Raw genomic sequence first — 26,166 nt, 5'->3', positions numbered from 1 at the left:
TGGCTAGTCGATATCGCTGATTCCGCAGCGAGGCCTCGCCGGAGGCCCCACCACCTGGCCCGCTACGCCGGGCAACCCCGCGGACTCCCCCATCAGGCGTGCCGGCGGCGGTCGGACTGGTTGCGGGCGATGCCCCCGTGCAGCATCGCCGCCGAGTTCACCAGCGCCAGGTGCGTGAACGCCTGCGGGTAGTTGCCGGTGAACCGGCCGGCCTGCTCGTCGTACTCCTCGGAGTACAGGCCGAGGTCGTTGGACAGCCCGACGAGCCGGTCGAACAGTTCGGTCGCTTCGTCGCGCGCGCCGATGGTGACGAGCGCGTCGACGAGCCAGAACGAGCAGGCGAGGAACGATCCCTCGTCGGCGGCGAGCCCGTCGACCTCGTGCGAGCGCGGGCCGCTCGTGGCGTAGCGGTCGACGAGGCCGCTCGTGCGTTGCAGCCGCCGCTGCACGGCGCGGACGGTGCTGCGCACCCGGTCGTCATCGCCGGGCAGGAAGCCCACGGCCGGGATGAGCAGGGTCGCCGCGTCGAGTTCGGTGCCGCCGTAGTACTGGGTGAACGCGCCGAGCTCCGGGTTCCACCCGTGTTCCAGCACCTCGGCGTGCAGCTGCTCGCGCAGCTCGCGCCAGTGCTGGACCGGTCCGCTCAGGCCGTCCTCCTCGACGGCGCGCACGGCCCGGTCGAAGGCCACCCACAGCATCACGCGCGAGTGCGTGAAGTGGCGGGCGGGGCCGCGCACCTCCCACAGGCCGTGGTCGGGTTCGTTCCACACCTGTTCGATGTGCCGCAGGATGCCGCGTTGCAGCGCCCAGGAGGGTTCGCTCTCGTGGAGGCCGCGTTCCCGCGCGAAGTGCAGCGCGTCGAGGATCTCGCCGTAGACGTCGAGCTGGCGCTGCCGGTGGGCGTCGTTGCCGACGCGCACCGGGCCGTGCCCCTGGTAGCCGCGCAGCCAGTCGACCTGCCACTCCAGCAGGTGCCGCTCGCCGCCCACGCCGTAGGTGACCTGCAGGTCACCGGGGTCGCCGGCGACGCTGCGCAGCAGCCACTGCCGCCAGTGCAGGGCTTCGTCCTGGCAGCCGGAGTTCTCCAGCGCGAGCAGCACGAACGTGGCGTCGCGCAGCCAGCAGTAGCGGTAGTCCCAGTTGCGGTCGCCGTCGAGGGATTCGGGCAGCGAGGTGGTGGGGGCGGCGATGATGCCGCCGGTGGGCGCGTAGGTGAGCGCTTTGAGCGTGATCAGGCTGCGGCGGACGGCCCGTCGGTGCGGGCCGGTGTAGGCGAGGCGTTCGCTCCAGTCGCGCCAGTAGCGCACGGTGTCGTCGATGGCGGTGCTCGACGCGGGCGGGGTGGGCAGCTGGTCCGGGTCGTCGGACCACTGCATGTTCCACGTGCGCTGCTCGCCTTCGCGCACGGTGAGCGCGAGCTCGTGCGCGCGTTTGCCGGAGCGGGGGCGGGGCAGCACGTCGCCGCGGAGCACGACGGAGTGCGGGCCGGCGACGGCGAGGATGTACTCGTCGGGCCGGGGGTCGGTTCGGTGCACGCGGCGCACCCACGGCATCGAGTCGGCGTAGGCGAACCGCAGCACCCAGTCCATGCGGATCTCGACGCTGCCGCGCAGCCCGGTGACCGTGCGGATCACGCAGGGTGGGCCGTTCTCGCGCGGTTGCCGCGGCGGCATGCAGTCGGTGATCCGGACGCTGCCGTGGTCGGTGTGCATGTCGGTGTCGAGCACGAGCGTGTCGTCCCGGTAGGCGCGCTCGACGGAGCGGATCTCGCCGGTGGGGGCGATCCGCCAGTGCCCGTCGTCCGGGGTGCCGAGCAGGCGGCTGAAGCACGACGGGGAGTCGAACCGCGGCAGGCACAGCCAGTCGATCGACCCGTCGCGGCTGACCAGTGCCGCCGTTCGCAGGTCGCCGAGCAGGGCGTAGTGCTCGATCGGGGCGGGACCGCCAGGTTGATCGGACGTCATCGCCACGAGAGTAGGCACGCGGGCAACCGGCGGCCGGGTGGATCGCGCCCTGCGGCCGTCAGCTGCTGGGGCGGGTGGTTTCGGCCGCCTCGCGCAGCCGCCGGTACGGGATCACCGCTTGGATCGGGTCGTCGAGGTTGAGCCCGAGGTCGTGGCCGTTGAGCAGGGCCGGCAGGGCGTGTCCGGGCACGGGGCGGCAGGCGGGCCAGAAGGTCGGCACGCGGGCGTGCGAGGTGCAGGCGGGCACCAGGTGCGTGCCGTCGGACATCTCCGCGGTGTAGACGGTGGTGTCGGCCGGTGCGGCCGCGTACAGCAGCACCTGGTCGTCCAGCACGGCGGCGGGCAGCGCGTCCTCAGCGCTGCGGCCGTCGGAGATGCGCAGCAGGACGCGTTCCAGTGCGGTGCTCGGCTCCAGCCGCGCGGAGGCCAGTTCCGAGGGGCGGTAGGCGTCGTTGGCGTGGAACCGCTCGTCGACCGCGCCGTCGGGGCGGATGCGGTACGCGCCGAGCACGGCGTGCGGCGGTGGGTCGGGGTCTTCCTGGTAGGCCGGGTCGACGAGGTACAGCCAGCTGTCGGGGTGCTCGCGCGCGTAGGCGCGCATCGCATCGGTGATCGGAGGGCTGTGCGGCATGCTCGCTCCCGGTGGGACGCGGTTCGTCAGTCGGCCGGGCGGTGGCTCGGCCGTTCGAGTGTGCCCGCTTGCCGTTCCGGTTCACCAACTGTGGTGAGTGGACGGTGCGTGATTCCCGCGCGGTGCTGGAACACACCACCTGCGGCATGCCGCGGTGCGGCGCGGCGGGCAGACTGGGGCCAGTGCGGGCCGGACGGGGGGAGTCAGCATGATCGGGCAGAGCGAGGCGCTGCGGCTGTACGGCTGCGAGGTGTTCGACCCGGCGGGTCACCGGGTCGGCATCGTCGGTCAGTTCTTCCTGGACGACAGGACCGAGCAGCCGACTTGGATCGCTGTCCAAACTGGTCTGTTCGGGACGAACGAGAGCTTCGTGCCGCTGGACGGTGCGGCTTTCGACGGGGACACGCTCACCGTCGCGGTGAGCAAGTCGGCGGTGCGGCGTGCGCCGCGGATGGATCTGTCCGCGGGTGATCTCACCCTCGCCCAGGAGCGGGTGCTGTACCTGTACTACGGCCGCTCGCACGGGTTGGTGCCGCAGCAGCGCGAGACCGAGCCGGTGCTGGACGGGCACATCGACAGCGATTCCGCTCGGAAGTACGTGGCGCAGGTGCAGGCGAGGTTACGGCGACCGTCCGGTGTGACCTGAGCGCTGCGACCTGAGCGTCGAGACCTGAGCCTCGGCGCGCTGCCCGTTGGTGCGCTGCTCGGCCGTGCGCACGGGCCTGCGTGCCGGGCAGGCGGCTTCGACCGCCGTTCGGTTTCCGCAGCGCACCCGGTGCTCGCAGTCCACCCGGCGCCCGGGCTCCACCCGGCACCGGACGTCCACCCGGGAGAGTGGAGTTCGCCCGTGCAGCGGCGGGCCGGGCGGGCGAACGCGTCCGCGCCGATCGGCAGGCCCGTGCGTGCGGCGGGACCGCCGCAGGGGGCGCAGCTCAACGGGGTGCGGGTCGGTGCAGCGCAATGGGGTGCAGCGCAATTCGGGCGCAATCCGCGCATTCGGTGGTTGTTTTTCCGTTTTTGACCGATTTTCCGTCCGAGGATTAGCCCACTCGCCGGAAAGCGTGCTGACGATCACCGGATCGGGTGGCACAAACACGCCAATTCCGCCCGTGGCCGCGATCAGCCCGGTTACGTTCCGGCTTGCAACACCGTCGAGAACCGCTTCGCCAGGGGCGGTGCTCAAGGAGGGGACATGAGAAGGCTGCTCACTGGAGCCGGGGCCAGCGTGGCCGCCGCCGCGCTCGCGCTCGCCGGTGCTCCGGCCAACGCAGCTGGCGACGGCGACCCCGCCCCGCTCAAGCTGCACCCGCAGGCGCAGAGTCCGTCCAGCGCCTCCAACGTGTTCATCGTCAACCTGAACGACGGCGTCGCACCCCAGGGGGTGGCCGAAGAGCTCGGCGTCGACGCGCGGCACACCTACGAAGAAGCGCTCAACGGTTTCTCGGCCCAGCTGAACGCCGCGGAACTCGACCGGGTGCGCCACAACGACAAGGTCCAGAACATCTCGCAGAGCTACAGCATCCAGGTGGAACCGCCCACGGGCCAGCAGACCGGCTCCTGGGGCCTGGACCGGATCGACCAGCCGGAACTGCCGCTGGACGGCAACTACGCCCCCAACGGTGACGGCCAGGGCGTGACCTCCTACATCATCGACACCGGCATCGACCCCGAGCACCCCGACTTCGGCGGGCGCGCGGAGATCGGCTACGACGCGACCGGCGGCGACGGTGTGGACCGCCAGGGCCACGGCACGCACGTGGCCGGCACGATCGGCAGCGACACCTACGGCGTGGCCAAGGGCACCGATCTCGTCGGTGTGAAGGTGCTCAACGACCAGGGCCAGGGCACCACCGAGGACATCATCGAGGGCATGGACTGGGTGGCGCAGAACCACCAGGGCGCGTCCGTGGCGAACATGTCGCTCGGCGGCCCCGCGGACCCGGCTCTCGACGAAGCGGCGACCTCGCTGGTGAATTCCGGCGTGTTCCTGGCCGTCGCGGCCGGCAACGAGAGCCAGGACGCCGGCAACGTCTCCCCCTCCCGCGCCGAGGGCGTGTACACCACGGCGGCTTCCGACGACCAGGACAACCACGCCCAGTTCAGCAACTTCGGCGAGGCGGTGAACGGCTACGCCCCCGGTGTGGACATCGTCTCCACCGTCCCCGGCGGTGGCACGGACACGCTGAGCGGCACGTCCATGGCCAGCCCGCACGTCGCCGGTGTGGGCGCGCTGCACCTGCAGGCCAACCCGGGCGCCGCACCCGCGGACGTGATCTCCGCGCTGGAGGGCCAGGCCTCCAGCGGCGTCATCCAGGGCGCGCCGCAGGGCACGGTCGCCGACCTGCTGCAGATCGGCGATCTGTGAAACCGTTGAGAACGAAAGCGGACCCCTTTCTCCGGAAGGGGTCCGCTTTCTCTTCGCGCGCATTCCGCCATCGCTCGTTCAGCCGAGACGATTGATCCGTCGGGTGGCATTCCGGGAACAACGGAGTGTCTTCCGGCGGAATGCGGTTCCGGCGGGCGGACGCGCGGATTACGTTGTTCCTGCGGTGATCGTCGCCGGGGGAGGCGTGGCCGCGGGTGTTCGTGCAATCGCGTTCGGCGCGGTCGCGGCGTCGACGAGGGGGTGTGCGGGATGTCCGGAGCTGAGAGGCTGCCTCCCGCCGAGAGGTCGCCCGGCCCCGGCAGTGCGGCGGGCGTGGGCGCCGCCGTCCCCGCCGGCAGGCGCGGCGGGGCCCCGGCGCTGCACGCCGAGCCCGATGCGGGGCTCGACGCGGAGCGCAGCGGTCCGCCAGCCGCCCGGGAGCCGGTGCGCAAGGTCGCCGGCAACGGCGTGATCCAGGTGGTGCAGGGGGCGAAGCGCATCGGCTGCGTGGCCTACGAGCTGCAACTGCACGCCGCGCACCGCGTCCGGGGCGTGGCCAAGCCGCCGTACTCGGCGACGAGCACGCTCGACTCCCTCGAGTCGCGCAAGCTCGCCGAAGGCGTGCGCTACCAGGTGCTCTACGACCGCGCGGCGCTGGCCCGGCCACCGCAGCTGGACATCACCACGAAGCTCGTCTCCCAGGGCGAGCAGGCGCGGGTGCTGCACATGGCGCCGACGAAACTCCTCGTCATCGACGACGAGGTCGCGCTGATGCCGCTGATGCTCAGCGAATCCGCCGTGGAGAGCTCCATCGTCGTCCGCGGCTCGGCGATGCTCGCCGCGCTCGGCCAGATCTTCGACGACATGTGGCGCTTCGCCGCGCCCTTCACCGGTGAGCACGAGCTGGCCGGGGAGATGCATCCCACGGACGAGGAGCGGTGGATCCTGTCACTGCTGGCCTCGGGGGCCACGGACGAGACGATCGGCCGGCTCATGGGCTACAGCCCGCGCACGGCGCACCGGCGGGTGCGGGACCTGGTCGCCCGGCTCGGCGTGGAAACCCGGTTCCAGGCGGGCATGCAGGCGGTCAAGCTCGGCTGGCTGTGAGGGCCAGCTGTGAGGGTTGGCTGTGAGGGCCGTCCGTGCGGGCTTGCCGTGCGGAGGGCCGGCCGTGCGGAGGGCCGACCGTACGGGGGCCGGCCGTGCGCCCGCGCCGCAGCCCTGACCAGCGGTGTGCACGTTTCTCGAGAAATGTACACACCCCCCGGGGGTGCTCGAGAGCCGGGGCGCGAGGTCCGGGGCGCGGGCGCGCTGGTCGCCCCGCCTCGTACGCTCGGGGCGTGCCCGCTCGCCGCGTCGACCCCGAGCAACTCCGCAGCGCAGCCGAATCGGTCGCACCGTGGCTGGCGGACCCGGACGCCGAGGTGCCGCGCTCGGCCGTCGCCTCCGCCGTGCGCCTGAGCCTGCGCACGCTCGCGCAGATCGCCCCCGGCAACACCGTGGAGGTACGCGTACCTCCGCACTCCGCCGTACAGTGCGTGGCGGGACCCCGGCACACGCGCGGGACGCCGCCGAACGTCGTGGAAACGGACGCCCGCACCTGGCTGCGGCTCGCCACGGGCTTGCTGAGCTGGGACGAGGCCCTCGGTGCGGGGGTGCTGACCGCGTCCGGGACGCGGGCCGACGTGTCCGGGTACTTCCCGCTGGTGCGGGTGGACGCCGAGCAGGCGCACCCGCGCGAACGCTGAACCGATGCGCACAACGGCACACCGGCTACATCCGGACTCGCTCGCCACACCGGTGCCGGCGAGGTCGGCGGCACGAGATGAGACGCCCCCCACGTCGCGCCGGGGCATACGGACCCGCCGAGCGCTGATTACACTTCGGATGTAACTCGGGCTCCGTCCGCAAGGAGTTTTTTCGGTGGTCACCGACCAGTCTGCTACGTCAGCCCCGCCCGAGCCGAACCCCCAGAGCCGACACGAGCAGCCCGACGTTCCCCGCGAGGAATGCGGCGTGTTCGGCGTGTGGGCACCCGGCGAAGAAGTCGCGAAGCTCTCTTTCTACGGTCTCTACGCCCTGCAGCACCGGGGTCAGGAAGCCGCGGGCATCGCCGTGGGCGACGACTCCCAGGTGCTCGTGTACAAGGACCTCGGCCTGGTCAGCCAGGTGTTCAACGAGCAGACGCTGTCCGCGCTCAACGGGCACGTCGGCGTGGGGCACGCGCGCTACTCCACCACCGGCGGCGCCAGCTGGGAGAACGCCCAGCCCACCTTCCGCACCACCGCCGCGGGCACCGGCCTGGCGCTGGGGCACAACGGCAACCTGGTCAACACCGGCGAGCTGCTCGACCGCGTGCGCGGTGCCGACACCGAGCCCGGCAACACCTCGGCGCCGCACACCAGCGGCAACCGCGCCACCAGCGACACCGACCTGGTGTGCGCGCTGCTCGCGCGCAACGCCGCGGACCAGGGGATGGAGCAGGCCGCCATGGAGCTGTTCCCCACCCTGCGCGGCGCCTTCTCCATGGTCTTCTGCGACGAGTCCACCCTCTACGCCGCGCGGGACGCGCACGGGGTGCGCCCGCTGGTGCTCGGCCGGCTGGAACGCGGCTGGGTCGTCGCCAGCGAAACCGCCGCGCTGGACATCGTCGGCGCGTCCTTCGTCCGCGAGGTCGAACCGGGCGAACTGCTGGCCATCGACTCGGGCGGGCTGCGTTCGCAGCGCTTCGCCAACCCCAACCCGAAGGGCTGCGTGTTCGAGTACGTCTACCTCGCCCGCCCGGACACGAGCATCGCCGGCCGCTCGGTGCACGCCACCCGCGAGGAGATCGGGCGCCGCCTCGCCGAAGAGCACCCCGCCGAAGCCGACCTGATCATCCCCGTGCCCGAATCGGGCACCCCGGCCGCCGTCGGCTACGCCCGCGGATCCGACCTGCCGTTCGGCAACGGGCTGGTGAAGAACTCCTACGTCGGCCGGACGTTCATCGAACCCTCGCAGACGATCCGGCAGCTGGGCATCCGGCTGAAGCTCAACCCGCTGCGGGACGTGATCCGCGGCAAGCGCCTCGTCGTCGTCGACGACTCGATCGTGCGGGGCAACACCCAGCGCTCGCTGGTGCGCATGCTGCGCGAGGCCGGCGCGCTGGAAGTGCACGTGCGGATCGCCTCGCCACCGGTGAAGTGGCCCTGCTTCTACGGGATCGACTTCGCCTCCCGCGCGGAACTCATCGCCAACGGGACGGACATGGAAGGGGTGCGCCGCTCGCTCGGGGCGGACAGCCTCGGGCACATCTCCACCGACGGGCTGGTCGCCGCCACCGAACAGCCGGCCAACCGGCTGTGCATGGCCTGCTTCGACGGGCAGTACCCGATCCCGCTGCCGGAGGAGGCGCAGCTCGGCAAGCACCTGCTGGAGTCGATGGACGGCGCCGAACGCGGCGTCTCCGACGAGGCCGAACCGGTGCAGTCGAGCGGATACGGAGCGCACGAGGCCGTTCGACGGCCGTGACCCGTCCGGACGGCCGTGCGCGGCTCCGCGCGGGTGTTCCGCGCGGCGCGGTTCGTGCTACCCGTCCGGTGAACTGCACAACGCACACCACTGCACAACGCACCAGGATGTGGAGCTAGTCGTGTCCGAAGACCTGCTCGCTGGGTCTGCCCGATCCGAAGACTCGAACGCCACGTACGCGGCGGCCGGGGTGAACATCGAAGCCGGCGACGAGGCCGTCTCCCAGATGCGTCCGTGGGCCGAGCGCGCCACGCGTCCGGAGGTGCGCGGATCGCTCGGCGGGTTCGCGGGCCTCTTCCAACTCAAACTCGACCGGTGGACCGAACCGGTGCTCGCCTCGTCCACCGACGGCGTGGGCACGAAACTCGCCGTGGCCCAGGCCATGGACGTGCACGACACGGTGGGCATCGACCTGGTCGCCATGGTCGTCGACGACCTCGTCGTCTGCGGCGCCGAGCCGCTGTTCCTGCAGGACTACATCGCCACCGGAGAGGTCGACCCGCAGCGCATCGCGGACCTGGTCAAGGGCGTTTCGGAAGGCTGCGTGCAGGCCGGCTGCGCCCTGCTCGGCGGGGAGACCGCCGAGCACCCGGGGATGATGGGGCAGGGCGAGTACGACCTCTCCGCCACCGGCGTGGGCGTCGTCGAAGCCGAGGAGCTGCTCGGCCCCGACCGGGTGCGCCCCGGCGACGTGGTCATCGGCATGGGTGCCTCCGGCCTGCACTCCAACGGGTACTCGCTGGCCCGCCACGTGCTGCTGGAGACCGCGCGGATGCCGCTGCACGGACACGTCGAGGAGTTCGGCCGCACCCTCGGCGAGGAGCTGCTCGAACCGACGCGGATCTACACCAAGGACTGCCTCGCGCTGGCCGCGGAAGCCAACGTGCGCACCTTCGCGCACGTCACCGGCGGCGGACTCGCCGCGAACCTCGGGCGGGTCGTGCCCGCCGGCCTCACCGCCGTGCTCGACCGGGGCGCCTGGACGCCCGATCCGGTTTTCCGGCTGATCGCCCAGCGCGGCCGGGTCGAACGCGCGGAGATGGAAGCGACGTTCAACATGGGCGTCGGCATGCTCGCGGTCGTCACCGCGGAGGACGTGGACCGCGCGCTGGCCGTGCTCACCGCGCGGCACACCCCGGCGTACGTGCTCGGCGAGGTGGCCAAGGAGCCGAGCGTGGCCGAAGCCGCGGAGGGGGACCGCGTGGTCCTGCGCGGTGACCACCCCCGGTTCTAGGAATGTTTCAAATGTGGTTTGCGTAGCGAGGCCGGTAGCGGAACCTCAGCGCTTCCCTGGACTGCGGGTGCCCCTCCTCATGTAGCCACCTACTCCCAGCTTCCCCCGACCACCCGCCCCGAACAGCGGAAAAAGGAGCATCCTCGGGACCGTCCTCGCCAGGAAAACGCTGAGAACCCGCGCACTGTCGTTGCTCGGATGACGACGAAACAAGCCCTGGTGGGCGTTCGGCACGCTTGGTGAGGTGCGAGCCGGGTCGGGTGCGGATCGTGTCATCCGCACCCGACCCGGTCGCGCTCTTCCGGGCGGAGGCGCTGCGCGTCAGCTCGCGTCGAGCATGCCGCGCATCTCGTCGATCTCGGCCCGCTGGCTGTCGATGATCTCCTGAGCCATCTTCCGAGCACCGGGGTGGCTCCCGCCGTTCAGCTCGGACCGGGCCATGTCGACCGCACCGCGGTGGTGCTCGATCATCATCTCCAGCCACATCCGGTCGAACGCGGCGCCGGAGGCCTGCTCCAGCTCGGCCATGTCGGCTTCGCTCATCATGCCGTGCATGCCGTGCCCGCCGTTGGAGCCGTGCCCGCCGTTGGAGCCGTGCCCGCCGTTGGAGCCGTGGTCACCGCTGGCCTCGCCCGAGTCGTGCCCGCCGTGCTGGCCGCCCTCGGGTTCGGCGGGCTCGCCCTGCTGCGGCGCGTCCTCGGCGGCGTTCCACTCGTCCAGCCAGCCCTCGAGCTGGTCGATCTCCGGTTGCTGCGCCTGCCGGATCCGTTCGGCCAGGTCGCTCATGGCGGGGTCGTCCGTGCGTTCCGGCACGAGATCGGCCATCTCCACGGCCTGCTCGTGGTGCGGCACCATGTCCCGCGCGAAAGTCACGTCGGCCGGGGACACCTCGGCCGAGGCACCCGGGTTGTGCTCGGGCGGGTGCGAGGTGTCCTCGTTCGTGCAGGCGGTGCCGAGCAGGGCCGCCGCTGCGAGTGCCGCCACGAGCGGCAAACGGGTTCGAGAACGCATCGTGCTCCTTGTCCGTGAAGTCGTCGCTGGTCGTTCCGGGTGTAGCGACGTCCTCACAGGCGGAGCACGCACAGCACGTACGGGTGCGGCGGTGGACGTGGCCTGCTCAGCACGCGCGGGGACCGCGCCGCGGGCGTCCCGCGCTGCGGCACCACGCGTACGCCGCGGCCGCGCAGCGCGAAGATCCCGAGTGCCGCGGTGAGCACCGCCATGCACAGGTGCAGCAGCCATCCGCAGCCCGCCCCGTGGTGTTCGGCGTCGTCCTGGGGCCCGAGCGACTGCTGCCCCGAGAACTGCTGTGCGGAGGTCTGCTGTCCCGAGAGCTGCTGCGCGGAAAGTTGATGCGCCGGGTTCGGGTTCCCGGAGGTCGAGTGAGCGGAGGTCGGGTGCGCGGCCATCTGTTGGCGACCCTCGTGCGCGCCCGCCCCGGTGTGCGTCGCCCCGGCTTCAGGCGAGCTGGCATCCGGTGCTGCGGCATCCGGTGCTGCGGCATGCGGGACCGCCGCGGTCGGGGTGTCGCCGTGCTGGGACGCTGCGGGGCTCGCGTGAGCCCCCGGCAGCGCGGGCAGCGGCACCTGGTGCATGAGCACCATGCCGAACGGGAGGAGCAGCAGCATCGCTGCACGCAGCGCGACCTGCCGCATCGCGTCACCTCCGCCGTTTCCGGTGCCGATGACGATGCTACCCCCGCGGGGTAGTCGCACAGCACGCGCAACGCCGTGAACTCGACTACCGCGGTGCTGCGCGGCTCCCGCGCAGGTGCGTCGAACGGCCGCCGGGCGGCCGTCGTCCGGTGGCCGCTGGGCGGCCGTCGTCCGGTGGCCGCTGGACGGCGGCTGCGCGTCGAACAGACGTGAGCGGCGTTGCCGTCCCATCGGCAACGCCACTCACGTCGAACGTGCTAAGACCCGCGAGCTGTACCGGCCTCCCGCCGCCACGTCGGGCCGGTGCACGCCCGGTTGACACACACCACACCGAGCGCACGACGCGGGCGCGTCGCGCGCTCGGGAGCTGGGATGTGTCAGCGCCGGTCGTAGTCGTCGTACCCGTCGTCGTACGGGTCGTCGCGGTCCTCGTCAGACCACTCGCCGGACTGTTGTGCGGACAGCTCTCGCTGCAGCGCATCGATGTCCACGGCGGGGGAGTTGTACTTAAGCTCGCGGGCCACTTTCGTCTGCTTGGCCTTAGCCCGGCCGCGCCCCATGGCTCGACCCCCTCGCGCAGGGTGTGCGGGGCGGACAGGGGAACGTCGGCCCCGCTTGTTCTCGACAACTTTTCCTGTAACTACCGTACCGTGCCGAGCCGGTTCTACGCGACGTGGTGCCCCTCCGCGAGCGGCCGTGTCGTGAGGGACACATCACTCCGCTCGCTCGCGCAGCCGTGAACTCGGCCGATGCCGCACAACGACCATAAGAGCTCGGCGCGTCGGCGGGCCACCGCTGGCGCGCCGCTTCACACGGGGCCGGCTGCGGGCCGGGGATCGCTCCCGCAGGGGCCGCGGAGGCGGGTCGGTGCAGTCGCGGAGGCGGGTCGGCGCAGTCGCGGAGGCCGGTCGGCACGGCCGCGCCGGATCATGGCACCATGCTCGCTGTGTCAGAGCCGTTCGTCGCCTACCTGAGGGTGTACGAACCCGTGTCCGCCCTCGGCGAGTCGCAGCGGGAACGGGCGGTGGCCGCCCTCGAGCGAGGCGCTGTGGACCCGGTCGACGCGGGCAAGGTCGAGCAGCGCCTGTGGCTGCGCACCCAGCTGACGATGCCTCCGCAGCTGCTGCCCGGCGCTGACGCCCGCGAACCCGTGCTCACGCTGGACGCGGCGGAAGTGCCCAGCGGGCCGAGCGCCACCGTCGGCCCCGAGCCGCTGGTGTGCCCGCTCGACCTGCGCGGCCGCGCGGCCGCGGCGCTGGTCGGTTTCCTCGACTCCGCGGAGCAGCCGCTGCGCACGGCGACGATGCCGATCTCACCGGAGCAGGCCAAGGCGCGCGCGAGCGCGGTGGTCAACGAGCTGTCCGACTCGGTGGTGCACATCCTGTCGTCGACGTGGAGCATCCCGCTGCCGTGGTTCGCGCTGATCGACCCGAACGAGCGGAGCATCGTCTCCCGCGACGACCGCCGGCGGGTGTACTGGCACACGGCCATGGCCGACGCCCGGCGGCGCGTCGCACGGGCGCACTCGGTGTGCGAGCAGTCCCTCGGCGAGGAAGGCCCCACCCGGGTGCTCAAGGAGACGGGCAAGTGGCTGGAGCACTTCCACCCGCACTCGGCGGTGGAACTGGACTACGGCGGTCTGGTGCGGATGATGACCGACGAGGTCGTCGACTCCGACTCCTCGGCGGAGGACGTGCACGCCATCCTCGACGCGATGGAAGCCGGCGACAGCGACGAGGTCAGCGAGCGCTACGAGCAGCTGCGGGACTTCTGGGCCGAGTACGCCGCGCGTGAGCGGCGCAACTGAGCCCCTCGCCGGTCTTGCGCCCGGCCCCGGTCCGGTCAGTCCTCGTGCTCGGCCAGCAGCGCGTCCACCGATGCGGCACCTTCCCGGTAGCGGTGGGCGATCTCCTCGTTGACCCGGTCCACCACGTCCTGCACCTCGCGGCGGCGCTGCGAGACCGAGTCCTCCTCGGCCCGGTACGCGCGCAGAGCTTCACCGAGCGTCGCGTCCGGTAACGAGGTCACGTCGGACAGGTCCACATCGGACAGCAGTGCTTCGACGTGCCGCCGGTGCGCCTCGACGCGCGAGGGTTCGATCGACTGGTAGCGCCCGGAGCCGGCGGCGGGGCCCACGGCGTTGTCGGACAGGATCGCGGTGAGCTGCTCGACCACCGAGGTGCTGCCGCCCTCGGCGCGCCGCCGCTGCTCGGCGAGCACGATGTCGATGCGCGCGTGCAGCATGCGCCGCAGGTACGACAGGTCGGTCTCCTCCTGCGCCGCCTCGTCGCGGAGCTCGCGGACGGCGGCGAGATCGCACTGCTGCATCCCGTCGGTGTAGTCCGGGGAGAGCACGCGGTCGATTCGGCGTCGTCCACCCGGCCGGACTTCGATCAACTGCTCATCCTCCGGTGGCTCGTGGCGGTGGGGGCGTCGCTGCGCATGGTGGCACAACGACGCGATCCCGAACGCGATTCGCCCAGGGGGACGTTGTCACCCGTGCGGTGGACGGATGCGCGCTCACCGGCCCTTCACGCTCTGCGCGGCGATCCGGCCCGGTGGTTCGCCCGTGTCCGGCGGCACCGAGTCCGGGTCGATCGCGGCGGCCATGGCCCGCTCCTGCTCGGCGTCGCCCGCGGTGAGCTCCGCGTCGGCGGTGATGCTGCGCTTGATCAGCGCCAGGGCGACCGGGCCGAGCTCGTGGTGCTGCACGACGCTGCCGACGCGGCCCACCCGGCGCTCCCCCTGGTGCACGGGGTCGCCGATCTCCGGCTGGATCTCCACCGACCCGTCGAGGTGCAGCAGCACCGTCTGCCGCGGTGGCTTGCCGACGTTGTGCACCTTGGCCACGGTTTCCTGGCCGCGGTAGCAGCCCTTGGCGACGTGCGCGGCGACGTGGATCCAGTTGAGCTCGTGCGGGATGGCCCGCTCGTCGGTGTCGAAGCCGACCCGCGGCCGCAGCGCTTCCACGCGCAGCGCTTCGTAGGCCATCGTTCCGGACGGCCGCACTCCCGCGTCGGTGAGCGCGGTGAACCAGGCTTCGTGCTGCTCGCGCGGCACGACGAGATCCACCACGCACAGCCCGCGGAAGGGCACGCGCCGGGCGAAGCCGCCCCCGGGCAGGCCGACGACGCCGTAGTCGGCTGCGGGCGCGGTGGCGAACGCGCCGAGCCGCTCGGGCACGTCCGGCCCCATGAGCGTGAGCACGGCGAACTCGTCGGTGACGTCGCGCGGTTCGACCTGCGCCCAGAACCGCATCGCTTCCAGGTAGTCCAGCAGCGGCTGGGTGGTCGCCCCGTCGACGCTGGGCAGCGCGCTGGTGGCGCGGGCACCGCGGTCGGTGTCCAGGTACACGACCCCGTCGTGGTGGGCCACCACCATGTGGCAGTCGATGCGGCCCTGGGTGTCCAGCACGAGCGTCTCGGTGCCCTGGCCGTCCGGGAGTTCGGTGAGGTGCTGGGACAGCACGAGGTGCAGCCAGCTGAGCCGTTCCTGCCCGGTCACGGCCAGCACCTCGCGGTGGGAGCGGTCGATGACGACGGCGCCGCGCGTGGCGGTGCGCTGCTCGGCGAACGGGTCGCCGAAGTGCCAGGGCACCCCCGCGTCCGGCGAGTCGTCGGGTGCCGGGACCGCGCCCGGTTGTTGCAGCAGCGGAGAGGTCATGCTTGCTCCTGGCCGGGGTCGTTTGCGTTCTCGGTTCGGCCGGGCGTGCGGCAGTCCCGGCAGGTGCCGGACAGGGCCATGTGCGTGGCGTCCAGGGCGAATCCGCGCTCGCTGTCCAGCGTCCTGGCCAGGGCGTCCATGGTCTCGCAGGGGACTTCGTCGACCGCCCCGCAGCGGTGGCAGACCAGGTGGACGTGCTCGTGGTCCTCGGCGGAGTAGGTGGGGGCGCCGTGGCCGAGGTGCGTGTGCTGCACCAGACCGATCTCCTCGAGCAGGTCCAGGGCCCGGTACACCGTGGTGATGTTGATCGTGGCGGCCCTGCCCTGCACCCGTCGGCACACCTGTTCGGGGGTGGCGTGGCCGAGTTCGCGCACGGCGTCCAGCACGAGTTGCCGCTGCGGTGTCATGCGCATGCCGCGTTCGTGCAGCGTGCTCCGGAGCCCGCCCTTCTCGCGCACCGGACGTTCCGTCGCCGGTTGTGAATCCCGCACTGCCTGCTCCTGTGCTCGCCGGCTTCACCTGTGCCGATCCTACCCGGCAGCGGGCAGGGGCGAGCGGGACGCGGGTGGCCTCCGGCAGGCGTCCTCGGTGGTCACGGGGATGCCGGCCTTATCCGGAGTAGGAGCTGAGCTTCTTGGTCATGTCGCGCACCGCCCCGTCCGGTCCTGCGATGCCGACCGCCACCAGTGCGAGATCCTCGTGAGCCGCTTCTCCCAGAGCTCGTTCGTACTCCGCGAAGCTGTTGCTCGAACGGCGCCCGAGCTCGGTGAAGGCGACGTGCACGACCTCGCCGGACAGCGCCGCCGCGTCGGCCAGGGTGTCGAGCTGGCCCTGCCTGCCTTTGAGGATCACGACGTTGTTCCGGATTCCCGCGTGCCGGATCCCGCCGGGACCAGGTACACCGTCCGGCTCGTACAGGTCTTCGGCCAACAGCGAAAGCTGCCCCATGACGATCGCCGCCGCATTGGCAACTGCCCCGGCCTCCAGGCTCTTGGGGACTGCGATGGCCGTGCGCAGAACCTGGGGATCAGTCATCACCGCAGTACCTTTCGAAGACGACGAACGCCATGCTCTCCCCCTGTGCCAACACTTGGAGCGGCCGCAGACCGTGGTGGTCGGCCACCAGCCGGTTCGTGATGGCCAGCGATTCTTCTTCCGCCGCAGCGAGTTTAGCTCCCGCGAGGGTGTTCGAGGTCACGGGAACCGCTTCGCGGAAGGAGAGCGGCAGATCGCTCAGCAGCCGGGTGGTGGCGGGGTGGTGGTAAAGCCGTTCGTACTCCTTGGACGCACCTCCGTCCGAGGCGATGAGAACCATGTCCGGTAACGTGGCCAGGAACGTGTCGGCGGCTCGGAGAGCGCGGTCGAAGAAGAACGTCCGGATCTCGGGGTAGGCGGCGGGGACGAGCAGCACCTCGGATCTGCCGGATTTGACCTCTTGGGCGGCCATTTCGAAGGACGGGAACCCCTGCAGGTTCTGCGCCCGTCCCCGGAAATGCTCGGAGGCCACGGCCACGCTGCAGGTGAGCCCCTGGGACTCGTCAGCGAGGGTGACCACCGTGCCGTACCGGTAATCGACGGGGAGTTCAGTTCGGTACGATGCCTGGGGAATTGTTCGCGTCGTCATCGTCGTTCCTCCCAGAATCGCGACCGCGAGACGCGGCCGAAGTCTCTTTTAGACAGGCCTACGGTGCTTCGCGAGGCATCGCGAACGCCTCGGCTACTCGAGCGCGACCCGAACGCCGAGGGCGACCATCACGATGCCGGTGAAGGCCTCCATGCCAGTTCGGATCTTCTTCCGATTCAACAGCGCACGGAGCGCGCCGGCGAGCCACGAGGTGACGCGCCACCACACCAGTGCGACCGCGACGAACGTGACCGTCAACACCGCGGAAGTGAGTGCGCGGGGCTCCCCGGGTGAGATGAACTGCGGCAGGAGTGTCAGGAACAGGAGTGCGATCTTCGGGTTCAGCAGGTCGCTGATGAAACCCTGCCGGAACGCGTTGCGCCGCGTGATCCGGTCGCTGAAGAGCTGATCGTGCACAATTTCGTGCCCGTCCTTGGCGCCGCGGTCGTGCCACGTTCGCCACAGCGTCACTGCGCCCAACCAGAACAGGTAGGTGGCGCCGGCGATCTTGACGAAGGTGTAGGCGTTCGCCGAAGCGGCGAGGATTGCCGACAGGCCGATCACCGAAGCCGCCGCGTGCACGAAGATCCCGCTGCACACTCCGAGCCCGGTCCACCACATGGCAGTGCTCCCGCCGCGCAGGCTGTTGCGGATGCCCAGCGCCGTGTCCGGCCCGGGCGCCACTGTCAGCACCACCGAGACGAGTAGAAAGGGAACCAGTTGTTCAGGCATCGGAACGGCTCCGGTGTTGGCAGATCTGATGTCTTCTGCGGGCTCGGCCGCGTCCGCCGGTCATGCGCAGCACGTCCGGGCGAAGTCCGCGATCCGCTCGACACCTTCGGCGATCTCGTCGGTGGCAGTCGTCAGGGCGAGACGGACGTGATTCGCTCCGGCGGACCCGAAGGCGCTGCCGGGAGCGACGGCCACATCGTGCTCGTCGAGTAGGAGGCTCGCGAACTCGTGGGCTTTCATGCCGGTCCGGGAGATGTCCGCCCACACACGTAGAAAGTCCCCTCAGGGCGGGCTGCGTCGATCGGTGCGTTCCGGAGCTGCAAAATGCCTCGCCGGCCAGTTCTTCGTAGCACTCGTCTGAGATGACCCAGAGATCATTGCGCGACGCGAGGTCCAGCAGGTCCTGCAACTGATCGTCCGGGATCGCGGAACCGGTCGGATTGGCCGGTGAGTTCAGCAGGAGTACGCGGGTGCGTGAGGAGATCGAACCGCGTAGAGCTTCGCAGGTCGGAGTGAAGCCGTCCACACTGTCGAGGGGGTACGGCACTGCACGGAGTCGGAGTGCCTCGCACATCATCAGAGCGCATATCCGCTCGGTGCGAGTCGCGCAGCTTCGATCACGTGCGGCGGTGTCGGGAAATCGGGGTCACCGATGTCCAGTCGGACCACCCCTTCGCGCCGGGCGGCGACGTGCATGATCTCGCGGATCCCGGAAGGTTGGAGGGCGGCCGTTGCGGGGTTGAACTCCACTCGTGTCTCCGTCGGTAATCGCCGTAGAGATAGCGAGAAGTGCGGCATGCGGAGAACGACGCCGGAACGAGAATCCCCATTGACTCCACAGTGAGACAAACATGTCACTGATCGGATAACAAGGTGGCTATGCTCAAGATCACAGGTCGGGGGCGGATTGGTAACGGATGACCGCACGTGCCCGCACCCGGCGGTCGGCGGCTGCCGGTGCGGCGGGGCCGGTTCCGCTCCGGTCGCCGAACCGGTGGGTGCCGGTGCGGCAGCGGGGCCTCAGCGGCGATGTCACGGCCGTGCGGGGTGGGGGTGTGCGAGGGCCGGGACGGCGAAGCGCACGTCGACGGGCGGCCGGTGCGGCGTGATGTCCACCGGTGGCGGGCGCTCGTCCTCGGCGAGGCGGTGCTTGCCCACGTACGGGCGGGGTTCGGCGGCGAGGATGCGGTCGCGCCGCTGCGCGAGGTAGCGCGCGCAGACGGCCTGCCGGTGTTCTTCCTCCAGCCGGAGCCGCCGTTGGAGCTCGGCCGGGTCGAACACCGGCGGGCGCGGCCGCGCGGGGCGCTCGGCGACGTCGGCTTCGCAGCGCAGCGGCACGAGCACGACGACGAGGAAGAACGCCGCGCTCAGGCCGGCGGAGAGCAGCAGCACGACGGGGTCGGCGGCGAAGGGGCTCATCGCGCACCTCCCCGCTGCTCGGATCCCCGCTGCTCGAAGATCCACGTGCGGGCGGAGCGCTGCCCGCCGCCGGCCTCCGCGGCGCGTTCGGCGGCGCGTGCCGCGACGCGCGCGTCCCGGAGCTCGCGCGCGTGCGCCCAGCAGTCGGGACAGGTCGGAGCGAGCCATTCGGTGGCGTCGGCGTCGCGCACCTCCACAGCCGTGCCGCACAGGCCGGTGCGCTGCCGGCCGGGCTGCGGCGGTTCGGACGGGTCGAGGGCGTGCCGCAGCCCCTCCCACGGACGCCAGTAGACGACCGGCCCTTGCCTGTCCAGTCGCGGGACGCGCATCGGCTCACCTTTCCAGCGCGGCGAAACCCGCTCGCCGCGGCTCGCTGCTCCTGACCGGGGATGGCGGCGGGGCTTCGAGTGCGGAGCCGGGGAGCGGCAGCCCCGCCGCCATCAAGATCAGAACTTATCTAAGAAATCATTCTGCGAATATCGCTTGATCGAGTGGTGTGCTACACCTAGCGGCGCACGAGGCGTCAACGCGAAGAAGGGCTTGCGATGCCGACAGTTTCGCCGGAGCTCGCCGCCTGGCAGATCGGCGTAAGACTGCGCAAAGCGCGTGAAGCCGCAAGCCTCACCACCACTGAAGCCGCTCGAGCCATCGGCATCAGCCAGAACTACGTCAGCAACTTCGAGCACGGGCGCCGACGGATCTCGGAAGACAAGATCCGGTTGCTGGCCTGGGCTTACGAGATGGACGCCAATGAGCACGTTGAGTTGATCGAGCTCCGTGCAGCGTTCGACCAACGTGGATGGTGGCAGCGCTACAACAGCATCCTCTCAGCCGATTTCGTGCGCTTCCTCGGCTATGAACAGAGCGCTGCGCATGTGAGCACCTACGAAGGCGGGCTCATTTCCGGCCTGTTGCAGACCGAAGCTTATGCTCGCGCGATCCTCCACGGCGACCCGGCGAACGTCCGTCGTGCTGAGGTCGAGCAACGTTTGGAGGTGCGCAAGAAGAGGCAGGGACTGCTGACCGGGCAGGAACCACTCCGCGCAACGGTCGTCATGTCCGAAGCAACCCTGCACCAACAGGTGGGCGGCAAGGCCGTTCTCGCCGAGCAACTGCAACACCTGTTGGAGATCACCGAACTTTTGCAGGACCACCTGCAGGTGCGGATCGTCCCGTTCACGGCCGGCAGCCACGGGGCGTTGTCGCACTCGACGTTCCACATCCTGACCTTCCCGAACCCTGATCTCCCGCAGCTGGCGTGGCACGAGCACGGCGTGGGACTCGATCTGGTCGATGATCAGCCGCGCGTGCACCAGTACCTGGCCACGTTCGACGAAGTGCTGGACTTCGCGCTCGACGTGGAAGCGAGTCGCGCCCTCATTGAAAGCGTCCTGCAGCGCTTAACATGAGAGCGTGTCAGAACACCCGGATCGGTTCACTTCAGCTTCCTGGTTCACGTCGAGTCGCAGCACCGCTGCCAAGGCCTGCGTCGAGGTGGCGGTGCGGCCGGATGCGGTGGGGGTGCGCGACAGCAAGGCCCCCGAGGGGGCGAGGCTGGTGCTCAGTCGTGCCCAGTGGCGCGCGTTCCTGGAGTTCCTCTCGCGGTGATGTCGCGCCAGCCCGCAGCGGGGTGGGGCTGGCGCGAGCGACTGGTGCGAATGGACCGGTGCGTCGCGGGGCAGCGCGCACCGGACCAGGTTTCCCGGTTACTGCGGCAGGCGTCCGGCGGTGGCTTCGGCGATGGGTTTCAGTTCCGAGCACGCGTCGTCGACGTCCGAGGTGATCTGGTAGATCACGACACCGCCGCCGGCGTCGACGAGGACGTTGCAGCCGCCTCCGCCGGAAGCGCCGCTCGTGACGGCGACCGCGCCGGAGCGGCCGCCGATGGGCTGCTTCTCGTAGGAGGCCCACGAGCTGTTCTGCTCGTAGGAGTCGACCGTTTCCTCGACGTTCTTGCTGACGCCTACGATGTTTTCATCACCGGACCAAGCGCATGTCGGTTCCCATGAGACCTGTGTTTTGTCGGTCCCTTCGGTGGGTGGCAGCCCCCAGGACTTCAGCTCGTCGGGCTTGAAGAAGGTGCAGGGGTCGAAGTTCTCGAGGGCCTTGCTCTGCTGGGCCTCTGTCGTCTCGGGAGCCTCCGAATCACCCCCACCGGCGGGCGTGGCGCACGCTGATGCGCCCAGCATCAGGGCTCCCGCGGATGCGGTCAGCACGGAACGGGTGAACTTTGTCACTGTCGCAACCCTCGCTCAAAGTCCTCGGCGGCCTGCTCGTCGGTCGTACGGTAGTCCTTCGCCGCGCCCTCGAAGGCCTGCGCCACCTTTCCAGTTCTTCGCGCATTTGCCGGATGAGCGCGAATGCGCCTGCGTCGGGGTCGTTGGCCTTCTGCTGAAACCTCTCTGCCAGGGCTTTGCCGTCGGGGTAGTCACCGAGCCCCTCGAGACGCTCGATGGCTTGAGCGTTGAAGGCTAGTTCCTGCAGCGCCTCCGCCTCCTCCCGGCACCGCTTCGCTGCCTTCTCGGCTGCCTCGGGATCGAGGCGGAGCTTGCCCGCACCGACCTGCTCGTTGATCCACGTGCTCTGCTTGCGCACTTCGCCGAGGGCCTGCTTCGAACCCTCGAAGCCGCCGCCTTCGGTCATGCCGACCCCTTCTCCGGTTCCGCGGAGATCGACTCTAACGGGTGATCGGCGACGGCGGGGGACGTTTCCGCCGATCTTTTCCGGTGCGGCCGGGCCCCGACACGCGGAAACCTCCGCGGGCAGCGCCGCTGCTGCGCCAGCGGCGGTACTAGGCTGCGCGTATGCGCCTCGTTGCCCTGCTGGACGGCAGCCTCGTCGACCCGGAAACCCCGTTGCTCCGCGCGGACGACCTCGCCGCGACCCGCGGCGACGGCGTCTTCGAAACGGTCCTCGTGGTCGACGGCGCCGCCCGCGAGCTCCCACCGCACCTGGAGCGCATGGAACGCTCCGCGCGGATGCTCGAGCTGCCCCTGCCCGGGCGCGCGGCGTGGCAGCGCGCCGTCGACGCGATCGCGGACGCGTGGCCCTGGCAGCAGCACCCGGAAGTGGCGCTGAAGCTCATCTGCAGCCGCGGCGTCGACGGCGGCGACGGCACACCCACCGCCTACGCGATGGCCACCGAGGTCACCGCCGACACCGAGCGCAAGCGCCGCGACGGCGTGTCCGCGGTGACCCTGGAAAGCGGGCACTCGCCGGACCTCGAGCAGCGCGCCCCGTGGCTGCTGCTGACGGCGAAAACGCTGTCGTACGCGGTGAACATGGCCGCGCTGCGCGAAGCCGAGTCCCGCGGCGCCGACGAGGCCGTCTTCACCGCCGCCGACGGCTCAGTGCTGGAAGGGCCCACGTCGAACGTGGTGCTCGCGCACGGCGACACCTTGCGCACACCACCCCCCAGCACCGGCATCCTGCGCGGCACCACGCAGGGCGCGCTGTTCCGCGCGGCCGAACGCGCGGGCTGGAGCACCCGCGTGGAGCAGTTCGCCGTCGACGAGCTGCACACCGCCGACGGCGTGTGGTTGGCCTCCAGCGTTCGCCGAGTCACGCAGGTGCACACGATCGACGGCGTGCGGGTGAAGGCCGATCCCGAGCTGCACGGCGTGATCACGCGGCTGTACGAATCCAACTACGGATGACGGTGGCTGACAGCGCAGGGAAGCGGCCGGTGGCCGCGCGGACACGGGAGAGGTCTATGGGGACGCGGCAGCGTCCGCGGCGGCAGTGGATCACCGGCGGGTTCGCCCTCGTCGCGCTCGGCTGGCTCACCGCGCTCTGGCTCTACCAGGCCGGCCGGGTGTGGACCGGCTGCGACACGGCCTTCGGCAACCCCGACCTGCACGGGAACTACGTGCCCGGCGGGTGCGTCGTCACAGGTGAGACCGCGGCGCTGACCGTGCCGTGGGAGCGCGCGCTGAACATCGGCGGGCTGTGCGCGCTGGCACTGGTCTGCGTGCTCGCCGCGCTGCTCGTGCCGTGGCGGTCCCGCTGGTCACCGCTGCTGGCCACGGGTGGAGTGGCGGTGCTGCTGTGGGCGGCTCCGCTCGGCGTGCAGCGCGTGCTCGACACGCGCGACGGCGACGTGCTCCAGTACCTGCGGGGCAGGCCGGCCGGGCACGCCGTCGTGGAGCAGCTGCCCGGCGGTTGGTGGACCGTGACGGCGGAACCGGACGTGTTCGGCTTCCCCGACTTCCCCGGCAACGAGCCGCTGGTCGCGGGCGCGATCAGCATCGCCGTCGCGGTGCTGCTGGCCGCGCTGCTGTGGATCGACCAGCTCCGCGGTCCCGCCACGGCGAACCGCGGTCCGCGGCCGGACGGAGGCACGTCCGGTGCAGCGCCCGCCGCCGGAGGCGCACCGGCGGGCACTCGAGCCCCCGGCCGCTGAAACCTACTGACCGAACCGCCGGAAACACCGATCATCAGACAGACCCTCCGCAGCGGACGGCCTCCGGAGTTCTCCGATCACTACGGACAGTTACACGGAAGATGTGCGGTGGCCAAGCGACCGGGAGCCTGAGGAAGAACCGGGAAGGATGGACTGTGATCGCTGGTCACCAGACTGGCCCAGTCACCATCGGAGACTGCTCACTCGCTCCCCTCTGACACACCCCCTCTGAGGCTGTGACCAGCTGCGATGTCCACTGGTGTTTCCTCTGTCGCGGATCTTCCTCAGGTCTTTGCACCGGTTCAGCGCTCCGGCTCGGCCGGTGGTGGCTTGGGTGCGGGGTTGTGCGTGTCGGCTGCGGTCAGGGTGCGATAGCCGGGGTGGACTCCCGGGGTGAGTCCTCGGTCGGCAGCCACCCGCGCGAGGAGTGTGTGCAGGTGGGCTCGTTCCTCGGAATCGAGGGCGGCGAGCAGTTCGTCGTCGTGTTCGCGGGCGAGTTTGGCGATGTCGCGCAGGAGTGCTTGGCCGTCGTCAGTGAGGTGCACGGCGTAGAGGCGACGGTCGTCGGGGTTGCGACGCCGTTGCACGAGGCGGCGTTGCTCGAGCCCGTCGACCAGGGCGACGAGGCGGGTGGGCGGTGTGCCCATGTGTTCGGCGAGGGCTTGCTGGCTGCGCCCCGGGTCGTGGTGGATGGCGCGGAGAAGCCCGCTCTGGGGCGGAGTGAGGTCGAGGGCGGCGAGGCGGGTGGCGAAGACCTGTGCGGCGTGGGTGCCGATCTGGGTGAGCAGGAACGCGTTGTTGGCCCTCGGGGTGCTGGGCGTGGAGCTGTCTTCCATATCGAAACCATACTACTTGCGATACCGTACTCAACGCGTACTCTTACAAGTTGTAACTAATTCTTCGTAAAACGACCAGGAGTTGTAATGGATCGCTCAGATATCGAGGCCCGAACCGGCAGCGGTGCGAACGCGCCGGCCCCTGGCTCGACTGGTCCCGCTCGGCTGCGTCGGCAAGGGCCTCCACCGGTGGCACCGGCGGCGGCGTGGGCGGGGCTCACCGTGGCGGGAACGCTGCTACACCCAGGTAGCCGCCCCACCGACGCGCCCGCGCAGGTACTGGGCACGCTGCAAGCCGCCCCGTTCACCGCCACGTTGGCGGCCGTGCTGCTGCTGGCCTCGGCGGCCCCCCTGGCGGTGTGGACTGCCACGGTCCACCAACGGCTGCAGGCACTCGGCGTGCGGGTGGCTGGCCCGACGATTGGCTTGGTTGGCGGCATCCTCGCCGCCGCGGCCCTGGCGATCAGCGGCCTGGCGGCGTGGACGGCCGCCAGCGTCGCACCTGCGGGGAGCGCCGGCGTGGTACATGCGTTCAACCTGGCCTCGTTCGGTGCCGGGGGCCCGCTGTTCGCGGTCACGTTCGCCCTGCTGATCGCCGGAGTTGCGGTGCCAGCACTGATCTTGCGTCTGGTGCCGCGCACATTGTCGATCGCTGGACTCGTGGTGGCCGGGGTCGGCGTGGCCGGGCTGCTGGTCCTACTGGTGCCCGTGCTCGGTCCCGTACTTCCGATCGCCCGGTTCGGAGGGCTGCTGTGGCTGGTCGCGATCAGCGTGCTGCTGCCGCGCACTCGAGCCGAGGCCCGCGAGCGGGCCCGCCCGCGGGCGCAACCCCGGCACTGAGCCATGCACACCAGACGGGCGGACGGGGAAAGCGCCACAGCACCGTGGCCAGCACTGGCGGCGTAGGCACAGCTAGCCATCGCCGGCCACGGACTCACCTCAAGGGAATTCGGAGATGGCTCGTCCTCAACATGAGGATGTCAACGAGGGATTGATCCGGTGGGCCGCCGCATCGCTGCCCGTGCGGCGGTTCGGCCGGGGCGGACGTAATCGCGGCCGCGGTGTGGCTGGTCGGACCCGACGCGGAATTCGCCACCGGGGCCACCTTGCCATCGATGGCGGCCTGCTCGCGGCATGCCCCGTTTTCCACCACGTAGGAAAAAAGGAGCTGCACGTGACCAGTACCACCGAGATGTGGCTACGCTACACCCACCTGGACAAGCTGTACGGATATCTGCCCGGTCTCGTCGACGCGCTGCCGGCCATCTTCGGCCTGACCCCGGCCCAGCACGCCGAGATCACCGCCGGGTTCGACGACAACACCCGCCAGGTCGCCACCGACCTGCTCACCGACGCACGTTTCGCCGCGGCGGTCGACGCGCTGCCGTTCCGGCCCGGCCAGACCGTGCTCGCGGTGGGCGACTCCATCACAGACGACGCGCAATCCTGGGCCGAGATGCTGCGCCACCTGCTCCACCTCCGTCGCCCCGCTGACCGGATACAGGTGGTCAACGCGGGCCTGTCGACGCACACCACCGCCATGGTGCTGCGCCGGTGGCCAGCCACCCTGGCCACCACCAGCCCGGACTGGGTACTCTGCGCGCTCGGCACCAACGACGTCACCCGAGTCGGCCCCGCACCGGCCAAACCACAAGTCACCCTCGACGAAAGCCTCGCCAACCTGGCCGAACTGCGCCGCATCGCCGAGATCGGCGCGCACCCAAGCTGGGTGTGGATGACACCGCCACCGGTATGCGAAGACCGCATCGCCGCCTTCCCCGGGTTCCAGCACGGCCAGTCCACATGGGCCAACGCGGACATCGCCGCGTTCGCCGAGGCATTGCACGGTTCCGCCGAACCGGTTGTCGACCTCGTGAGCGCGTTCGGCACCCCCGCCGACCCGCAGCTGCAGGGCCCCGACGGTGTGCACCCCACTCTCGACGGGCAAGCGGCGATCACCCGCGCACTCATCCACCAATTGAGCCCCGTGGGCGGCTGATGCGAGAGTCCCGCATCGGATGCGATCACCTCTGTCACAGATAAGCATGCCGCTTCGGCCTGGCCCGTTTGATCCGTCCATGCGGGTCAGCGATGCGCCGGACGGGAGGTACAGCAGGTAGTCCGGGGGCAT

31 protein-coding genes and 1 pseudogene are annotated in these 26,166 nt (G+C 70.6%); 13 read left to right on the top strand and 19 right to left on the bottom strand.

The annotated features are described in order from the left end of the window. Positions 1 to 92: 92 nt before the first annotated feature. A complete protein-coding gene (locus ACVGV2_RS19820; RefSeq protein ID WP_459163848.1) occupies positions 93 to 1,964 on the bottom strand; it encodes a glycoside hydrolase family 15 protein in 1,872 nt (623 codons plus the stop codon). A gap of 58 nt (positions 1,965 to 2,022) precedes the next feature. Beyond that, positions 2,023 to 2,595 (bottom strand): type VII secretion system-associated protein, encoded by a 573-nt coding sequence (locus tag ACVGV2_RS19815; protein WP_459163847.1) that lies wholly within the window; start codon positions 2,593 to 2,595, stop codon positions 2,023 to 2,025. Positions 2,596 to 2,803: 208 nt separating this feature from the next. Here ACVGV2_RS19815 and ACVGV2_RS19810 point away from each other — a divergent pair, with 208 nt between their 5' ends. The 6 genes from ACVGV2_RS19810 (at position 2,804) to purM (ending at position 9,704) form a co-directional block, all read left to right on the top strand. Next, complete coding sequence (locus ACVGV2_RS19810) at positions 2,804 to 3,241, top strand: PRC-barrel domain-containing protein (RefSeq protein WP_459163846.1); 438 nt, start codon at positions 2,804 to 2,806, stop codon at positions 3,239 to 3,241. 546 nt (positions 3,242 to 3,787) lie between these two features. Beyond that, positions 3,788 to 4,960, top strand: a complete 1,173-nt coding sequence (locus ACVGV2_RS19805) for a S8 family peptidase (RefSeq protein WP_459163845.1) — start codon at positions 3,788 to 3,790, stop codon at positions 4,958 to 4,960. Positions 4,961 to 5,230: 270 nt separating this feature from the next. Continuing rightward, positions 5,231 to 6,067, top strand: coding sequence for a helix-turn-helix transcriptional regulator (locus ACVGV2_RS19800; protein ID WP_459163844.1), 837 nt, complete (start codon positions 5,231 to 5,233; stop codon positions 6,065 to 6,067). Between the two features lie 233 nt (positions 6,068 to 6,300). Further along, the gene (locus ACVGV2_RS19795; protein ID WP_459163843.1) at positions 6,301 to 6,708 is read left to right on the top strand and encodes a sterol carrier family protein; all 408 of its coding nucleotides are present in this window, start codon (positions 6,301 to 6,303) and stop codon (positions 6,706 to 6,708) included. A 175-nt stretch (positions 6,709 to 6,883) separates the two neighbouring features. Then, positions 6,884 to 8,470, top strand: a complete 1,587-nt coding sequence (gene purF / locus ACVGV2_RS19790) for an amidophosphoribosyltransferase (protein ID WP_459163842.1) — start codon at positions 6,884 to 6,886, stop codon at positions 8,468 to 8,470. 121 nt (positions 8,471 to 8,591) lie between these two features. After that, positions 8,592 to 9,704, top strand: coding sequence for a phosphoribosylformylglycinamidine cyclo-ligase (gene purM, locus ACVGV2_RS19785; protein WP_459163841.1), 1,113 nt, complete (start codon positions 8,592 to 8,594; stop codon positions 9,702 to 9,704). Positions 9,705 to 10,025: 321 nt separating this feature from the next. Here purM and ACVGV2_RS19780 read toward each other — a convergent pair whose 3' ends face one another. From ACVGV2_RS19780 to ACVGV2_RS19770, 3 genes are all read right to left on the bottom strand, one after another. Beyond that, the gene (locus ACVGV2_RS19780) at positions 10,026 to 10,715 is read right to left on the bottom strand and encodes a DUF305 domain-containing protein (protein WP_459163840.1); all 690 of its coding nucleotides are present in this window, start codon (positions 10,713 to 10,715) and stop codon (positions 10,026 to 10,028) included. 53 nt (positions 10,716 to 10,768) lie between these two features. Beyond that, a complete protein-coding gene (locus tag ACVGV2_RS19775; protein WP_459163839.1) occupies positions 10,769 to 11,359 on the bottom strand; it encodes a hypothetical protein in 591 nt (196 codons plus the stop codon). A 377-nt stretch (positions 11,360 to 11,736) separates the two neighbouring features. Then, positions 11,737 to 11,919, bottom strand: coding sequence for a DUF3073 domain-containing protein (locus ACVGV2_RS19770; protein ID WP_459163838.1), 183 nt, complete (start codon positions 11,917 to 11,919; stop codon positions 11,737 to 11,739). Between the two features lie 386 nt (positions 11,920 to 12,305). On the opposite strand from ACVGV2_RS19770, the gene ACVGV2_RS19765 reads away from it, so the two are divergent. Continuing rightward, positions 12,306 to 13,166, top strand: coding sequence for a hypothetical protein (locus tag ACVGV2_RS19765; RefSeq protein WP_459166065.1), 861 nt, complete (start codon positions 12,306 to 12,308; stop codon positions 13,164 to 13,166). A gap of 35 nt (positions 13,167 to 13,201) precedes the next feature. On the opposite strand, the gene ACVGV2_RS19760 is transcribed toward ACVGV2_RS19765, so the two are convergent. The 11 genes and pseudogenes from ACVGV2_RS19760 to ACVGV2_RS19710 form a co-directional block, all read right to left on the bottom strand. Continuing rightward, positions 13,202 to 13,756, bottom strand: coding sequence for an RsiG family protein (locus ACVGV2_RS19760; RefSeq protein WP_459163837.1), 555 nt, complete (start codon positions 13,754 to 13,756; stop codon positions 13,202 to 13,204). A gap of 123 nt (positions 13,757 to 13,879) precedes the next feature. Continuing rightward, positions 13,880 to 15,022, bottom strand: a complete 1,143-nt coding sequence (gene ygfZ, locus ACVGV2_RS19755) for a CAF17-like 4Fe-4S cluster assembly/insertion protein YgfZ (protein WP_459163836.1) — start codon at positions 15,020 to 15,022, stop codon at positions 13,880 to 13,882. After that, positions 15,019 to 15,435: a Fur family transcriptional regulator gene (locus ACVGV2_RS19750; protein WP_459166064.1), complete on the bottom strand. Its 417-nt coding sequence runs from the start codon at positions 15,433 to 15,435 to the stop codon at positions 15,019 to 15,021. Before ACVGV2_RS19750 ends, ygfZ begins: the two co-directional genes overlap by 4 nt. 196 nt (positions 15,436 to 15,631) lie before the next feature. Next, entirely contained in the window at positions 15,632 to 16,057 is a 426-nt protein-coding gene (locus tag ACVGV2_RS19745) for a DUF2000 family protein (RefSeq protein ID WP_459163835.1), read from the bottom strand. Next, positions 16,050 to 16,646, bottom strand: a complete 597-nt coding sequence (locus ACVGV2_RS19740; RefSeq protein WP_459163834.1) for a hypothetical protein — start codon at positions 16,644 to 16,646, stop codon at positions 16,050 to 16,052. The genes ACVGV2_RS19745 and ACVGV2_RS19740 overlap by 8 nt, the downstream gene beginning before the upstream one ends. Positions 16,647 to 16,739: 93 nt before the next feature. Further along, positions 16,740 to 17,378 (bottom strand): LysE family translocator, encoded by a 639-nt coding sequence (locus tag ACVGV2_RS19735; RefSeq protein WP_459163833.1) that lies wholly within the window; start codon positions 17,376 to 17,378, stop codon positions 16,740 to 16,742. A 60-nt stretch (positions 17,379 to 17,438) separates the two neighbouring features. After that, positions 17,439 to 17,618: a hypothetical protein gene (locus ACVGV2_RS19730; RefSeq protein ID WP_459166094.1), complete on the bottom strand. Its 180-nt coding sequence runs from the start codon at positions 17,616 to 17,618 to the stop codon at positions 17,439 to 17,441. Between the two features lie 97 nt (positions 17,619 to 17,715). After that, a pseudogene (locus ACVGV2_RS19725) lies at positions 17,716 to 17,952 on the bottom strand (aminotransferase class I/II-fold pyridoxal phosphate-dependent enzyme); the annotation flags it as partial. A 2-nt stretch (positions 17,953 to 17,954) separates the two neighbouring features. Continuing rightward, on the bottom strand, positions 17,955 to 18,128 hold the full coding sequence (locus tag ACVGV2_RS19720; RefSeq protein ID WP_459163832.1) for a hypothetical protein: 174 nt from the start codon (positions 18,126 to 18,128) through the stop codon (positions 17,955 to 17,957). A gap of 282 nt (positions 18,129 to 18,410) precedes the next feature. Then, positions 18,411 to 18,797 (bottom strand): hypothetical protein, encoded by a 387-nt coding sequence (locus tag ACVGV2_RS19715; RefSeq protein ID WP_459163831.1) that lies wholly within the window; start codon positions 18,795 to 18,797, stop codon positions 18,411 to 18,413. Next, entirely contained in the window at positions 18,794 to 19,126 is a 333-nt protein-coding gene (locus ACVGV2_RS19710) for a zinc finger protein (protein WP_459163830.1), read from the bottom strand. Before ACVGV2_RS19710 ends, ACVGV2_RS19715 begins: the two co-directional genes overlap by 4 nt. Before the next feature lie 216 nt (positions 19,127 to 19,342). On the opposite strand from ACVGV2_RS19710, the gene ACVGV2_RS19705 reads away from it, so the two are divergent. Together ACVGV2_RS19705 and ACVGV2_RS19700 are read left to right on the top strand one after the other, a co-directional pair. Beyond that, complete coding sequence (locus tag ACVGV2_RS19705; protein ID WP_459163829.1) at positions 19,343 to 20,206, top strand: helix-turn-helix domain-containing protein; 864 nt, start codon at positions 19,343 to 19,345, stop codon at positions 20,204 to 20,206. A 4-nt stretch (positions 20,207 to 20,210) separates the two neighbouring features. Next, the gene (locus tag ACVGV2_RS19700) at positions 20,211 to 20,405 is read left to right on the top strand and encodes a DUF397 domain-containing protein (protein WP_459163828.1); all 195 of its coding nucleotides are present in this window, start codon (positions 20,211 to 20,213) and stop codon (positions 20,403 to 20,405) included. Between the two features lie 98 nt (positions 20,406 to 20,503). Here the strand turns inward: ACVGV2_RS19700 and ACVGV2_RS19695 are convergent, their stop codons facing one another. Then, positions 20,504 to 20,986, bottom strand: coding sequence for a DUF3558 family protein (locus ACVGV2_RS19695; RefSeq protein WP_459163827.1), 483 nt, complete (start codon positions 20,984 to 20,986; stop codon positions 20,504 to 20,506). After that, positions 20,943 to 21,440 (bottom strand): hypothetical protein, encoded by a 498-nt coding sequence (locus tag ACVGV2_RS19690; protein WP_459163826.1) that lies wholly within the window; start codon positions 21,438 to 21,440, stop codon positions 20,943 to 20,945. The genes ACVGV2_RS19695 and ACVGV2_RS19690 overlap by 44 nt, the downstream gene beginning before the upstream one ends. 161 nt (positions 21,441 to 21,601) lie before the next feature. On the opposite strand from ACVGV2_RS19690, the gene ACVGV2_RS19685 reads away from it, so the two are divergent. Together ACVGV2_RS19685 and ACVGV2_RS19680 are read left to right on the top strand one after the other, a co-directional pair. Beyond that, on the top strand, positions 21,602 to 22,453 hold the full coding sequence (locus ACVGV2_RS19685; RefSeq protein ID WP_459163825.1) for an aminodeoxychorismate lyase: 852 nt from the start codon (positions 21,602 to 21,604) through the stop codon (positions 22,451 to 22,453). Positions 22,454 to 22,509: 56 nt separating this feature from the next. Continuing rightward, positions 22,510 to 23,199 (top strand): hypothetical protein, encoded by a 690-nt coding sequence (locus tag ACVGV2_RS19680; RefSeq protein WP_459163824.1) that lies wholly within the window; start codon positions 22,510 to 22,512, stop codon positions 23,197 to 23,199. A gap of 302 nt (positions 23,200 to 23,501) precedes the next feature. On the opposite strand, the gene ACVGV2_RS19675 is transcribed toward ACVGV2_RS19680, so the two are convergent. Beyond that, positions 23,502 to 24,035 carry a MarR family winged helix-turn-helix transcriptional regulator gene (locus ACVGV2_RS19675; protein ID WP_459163823.1) on the bottom strand — a complete coding sequence of 178 codons (534 nt, stop codon included), beginning with the start codon at positions 24,033 to 24,035 and terminating at the stop codon, positions 23,502 to 23,504. Positions 24,036 to 24,224: 189 nt separating this feature from the next. Here ACVGV2_RS19675 and ACVGV2_RS19670 point away from each other — a divergent pair, with 189 nt between their 5' ends. After that, complete coding sequence (locus ACVGV2_RS19670) at positions 24,225 to 24,875, top strand: DUF4386 domain-containing protein (protein ID WP_459163822.1); 651 nt, start codon at positions 24,225 to 24,227, stop codon at positions 24,873 to 24,875. A gap of 334 nt (positions 24,876 to 25,209) precedes the next feature. Continuing rightward, positions 25,210 to 26,034, top strand: coding sequence for an SGNH/GDSL hydrolase family protein (locus tag ACVGV2_RS19665; RefSeq protein WP_459163821.1), 825 nt, complete (start codon positions 25,210 to 25,212; stop codon positions 26,032 to 26,034). Positions 26,035 to 26,166 lie beyond the last annotated feature (132 nt).

Source organism: Bounagaea algeriensis (assembly GCF_054491375.1).
This window is presented reverse-complemented; position numbering and strand designations above follow the sequence as displayed.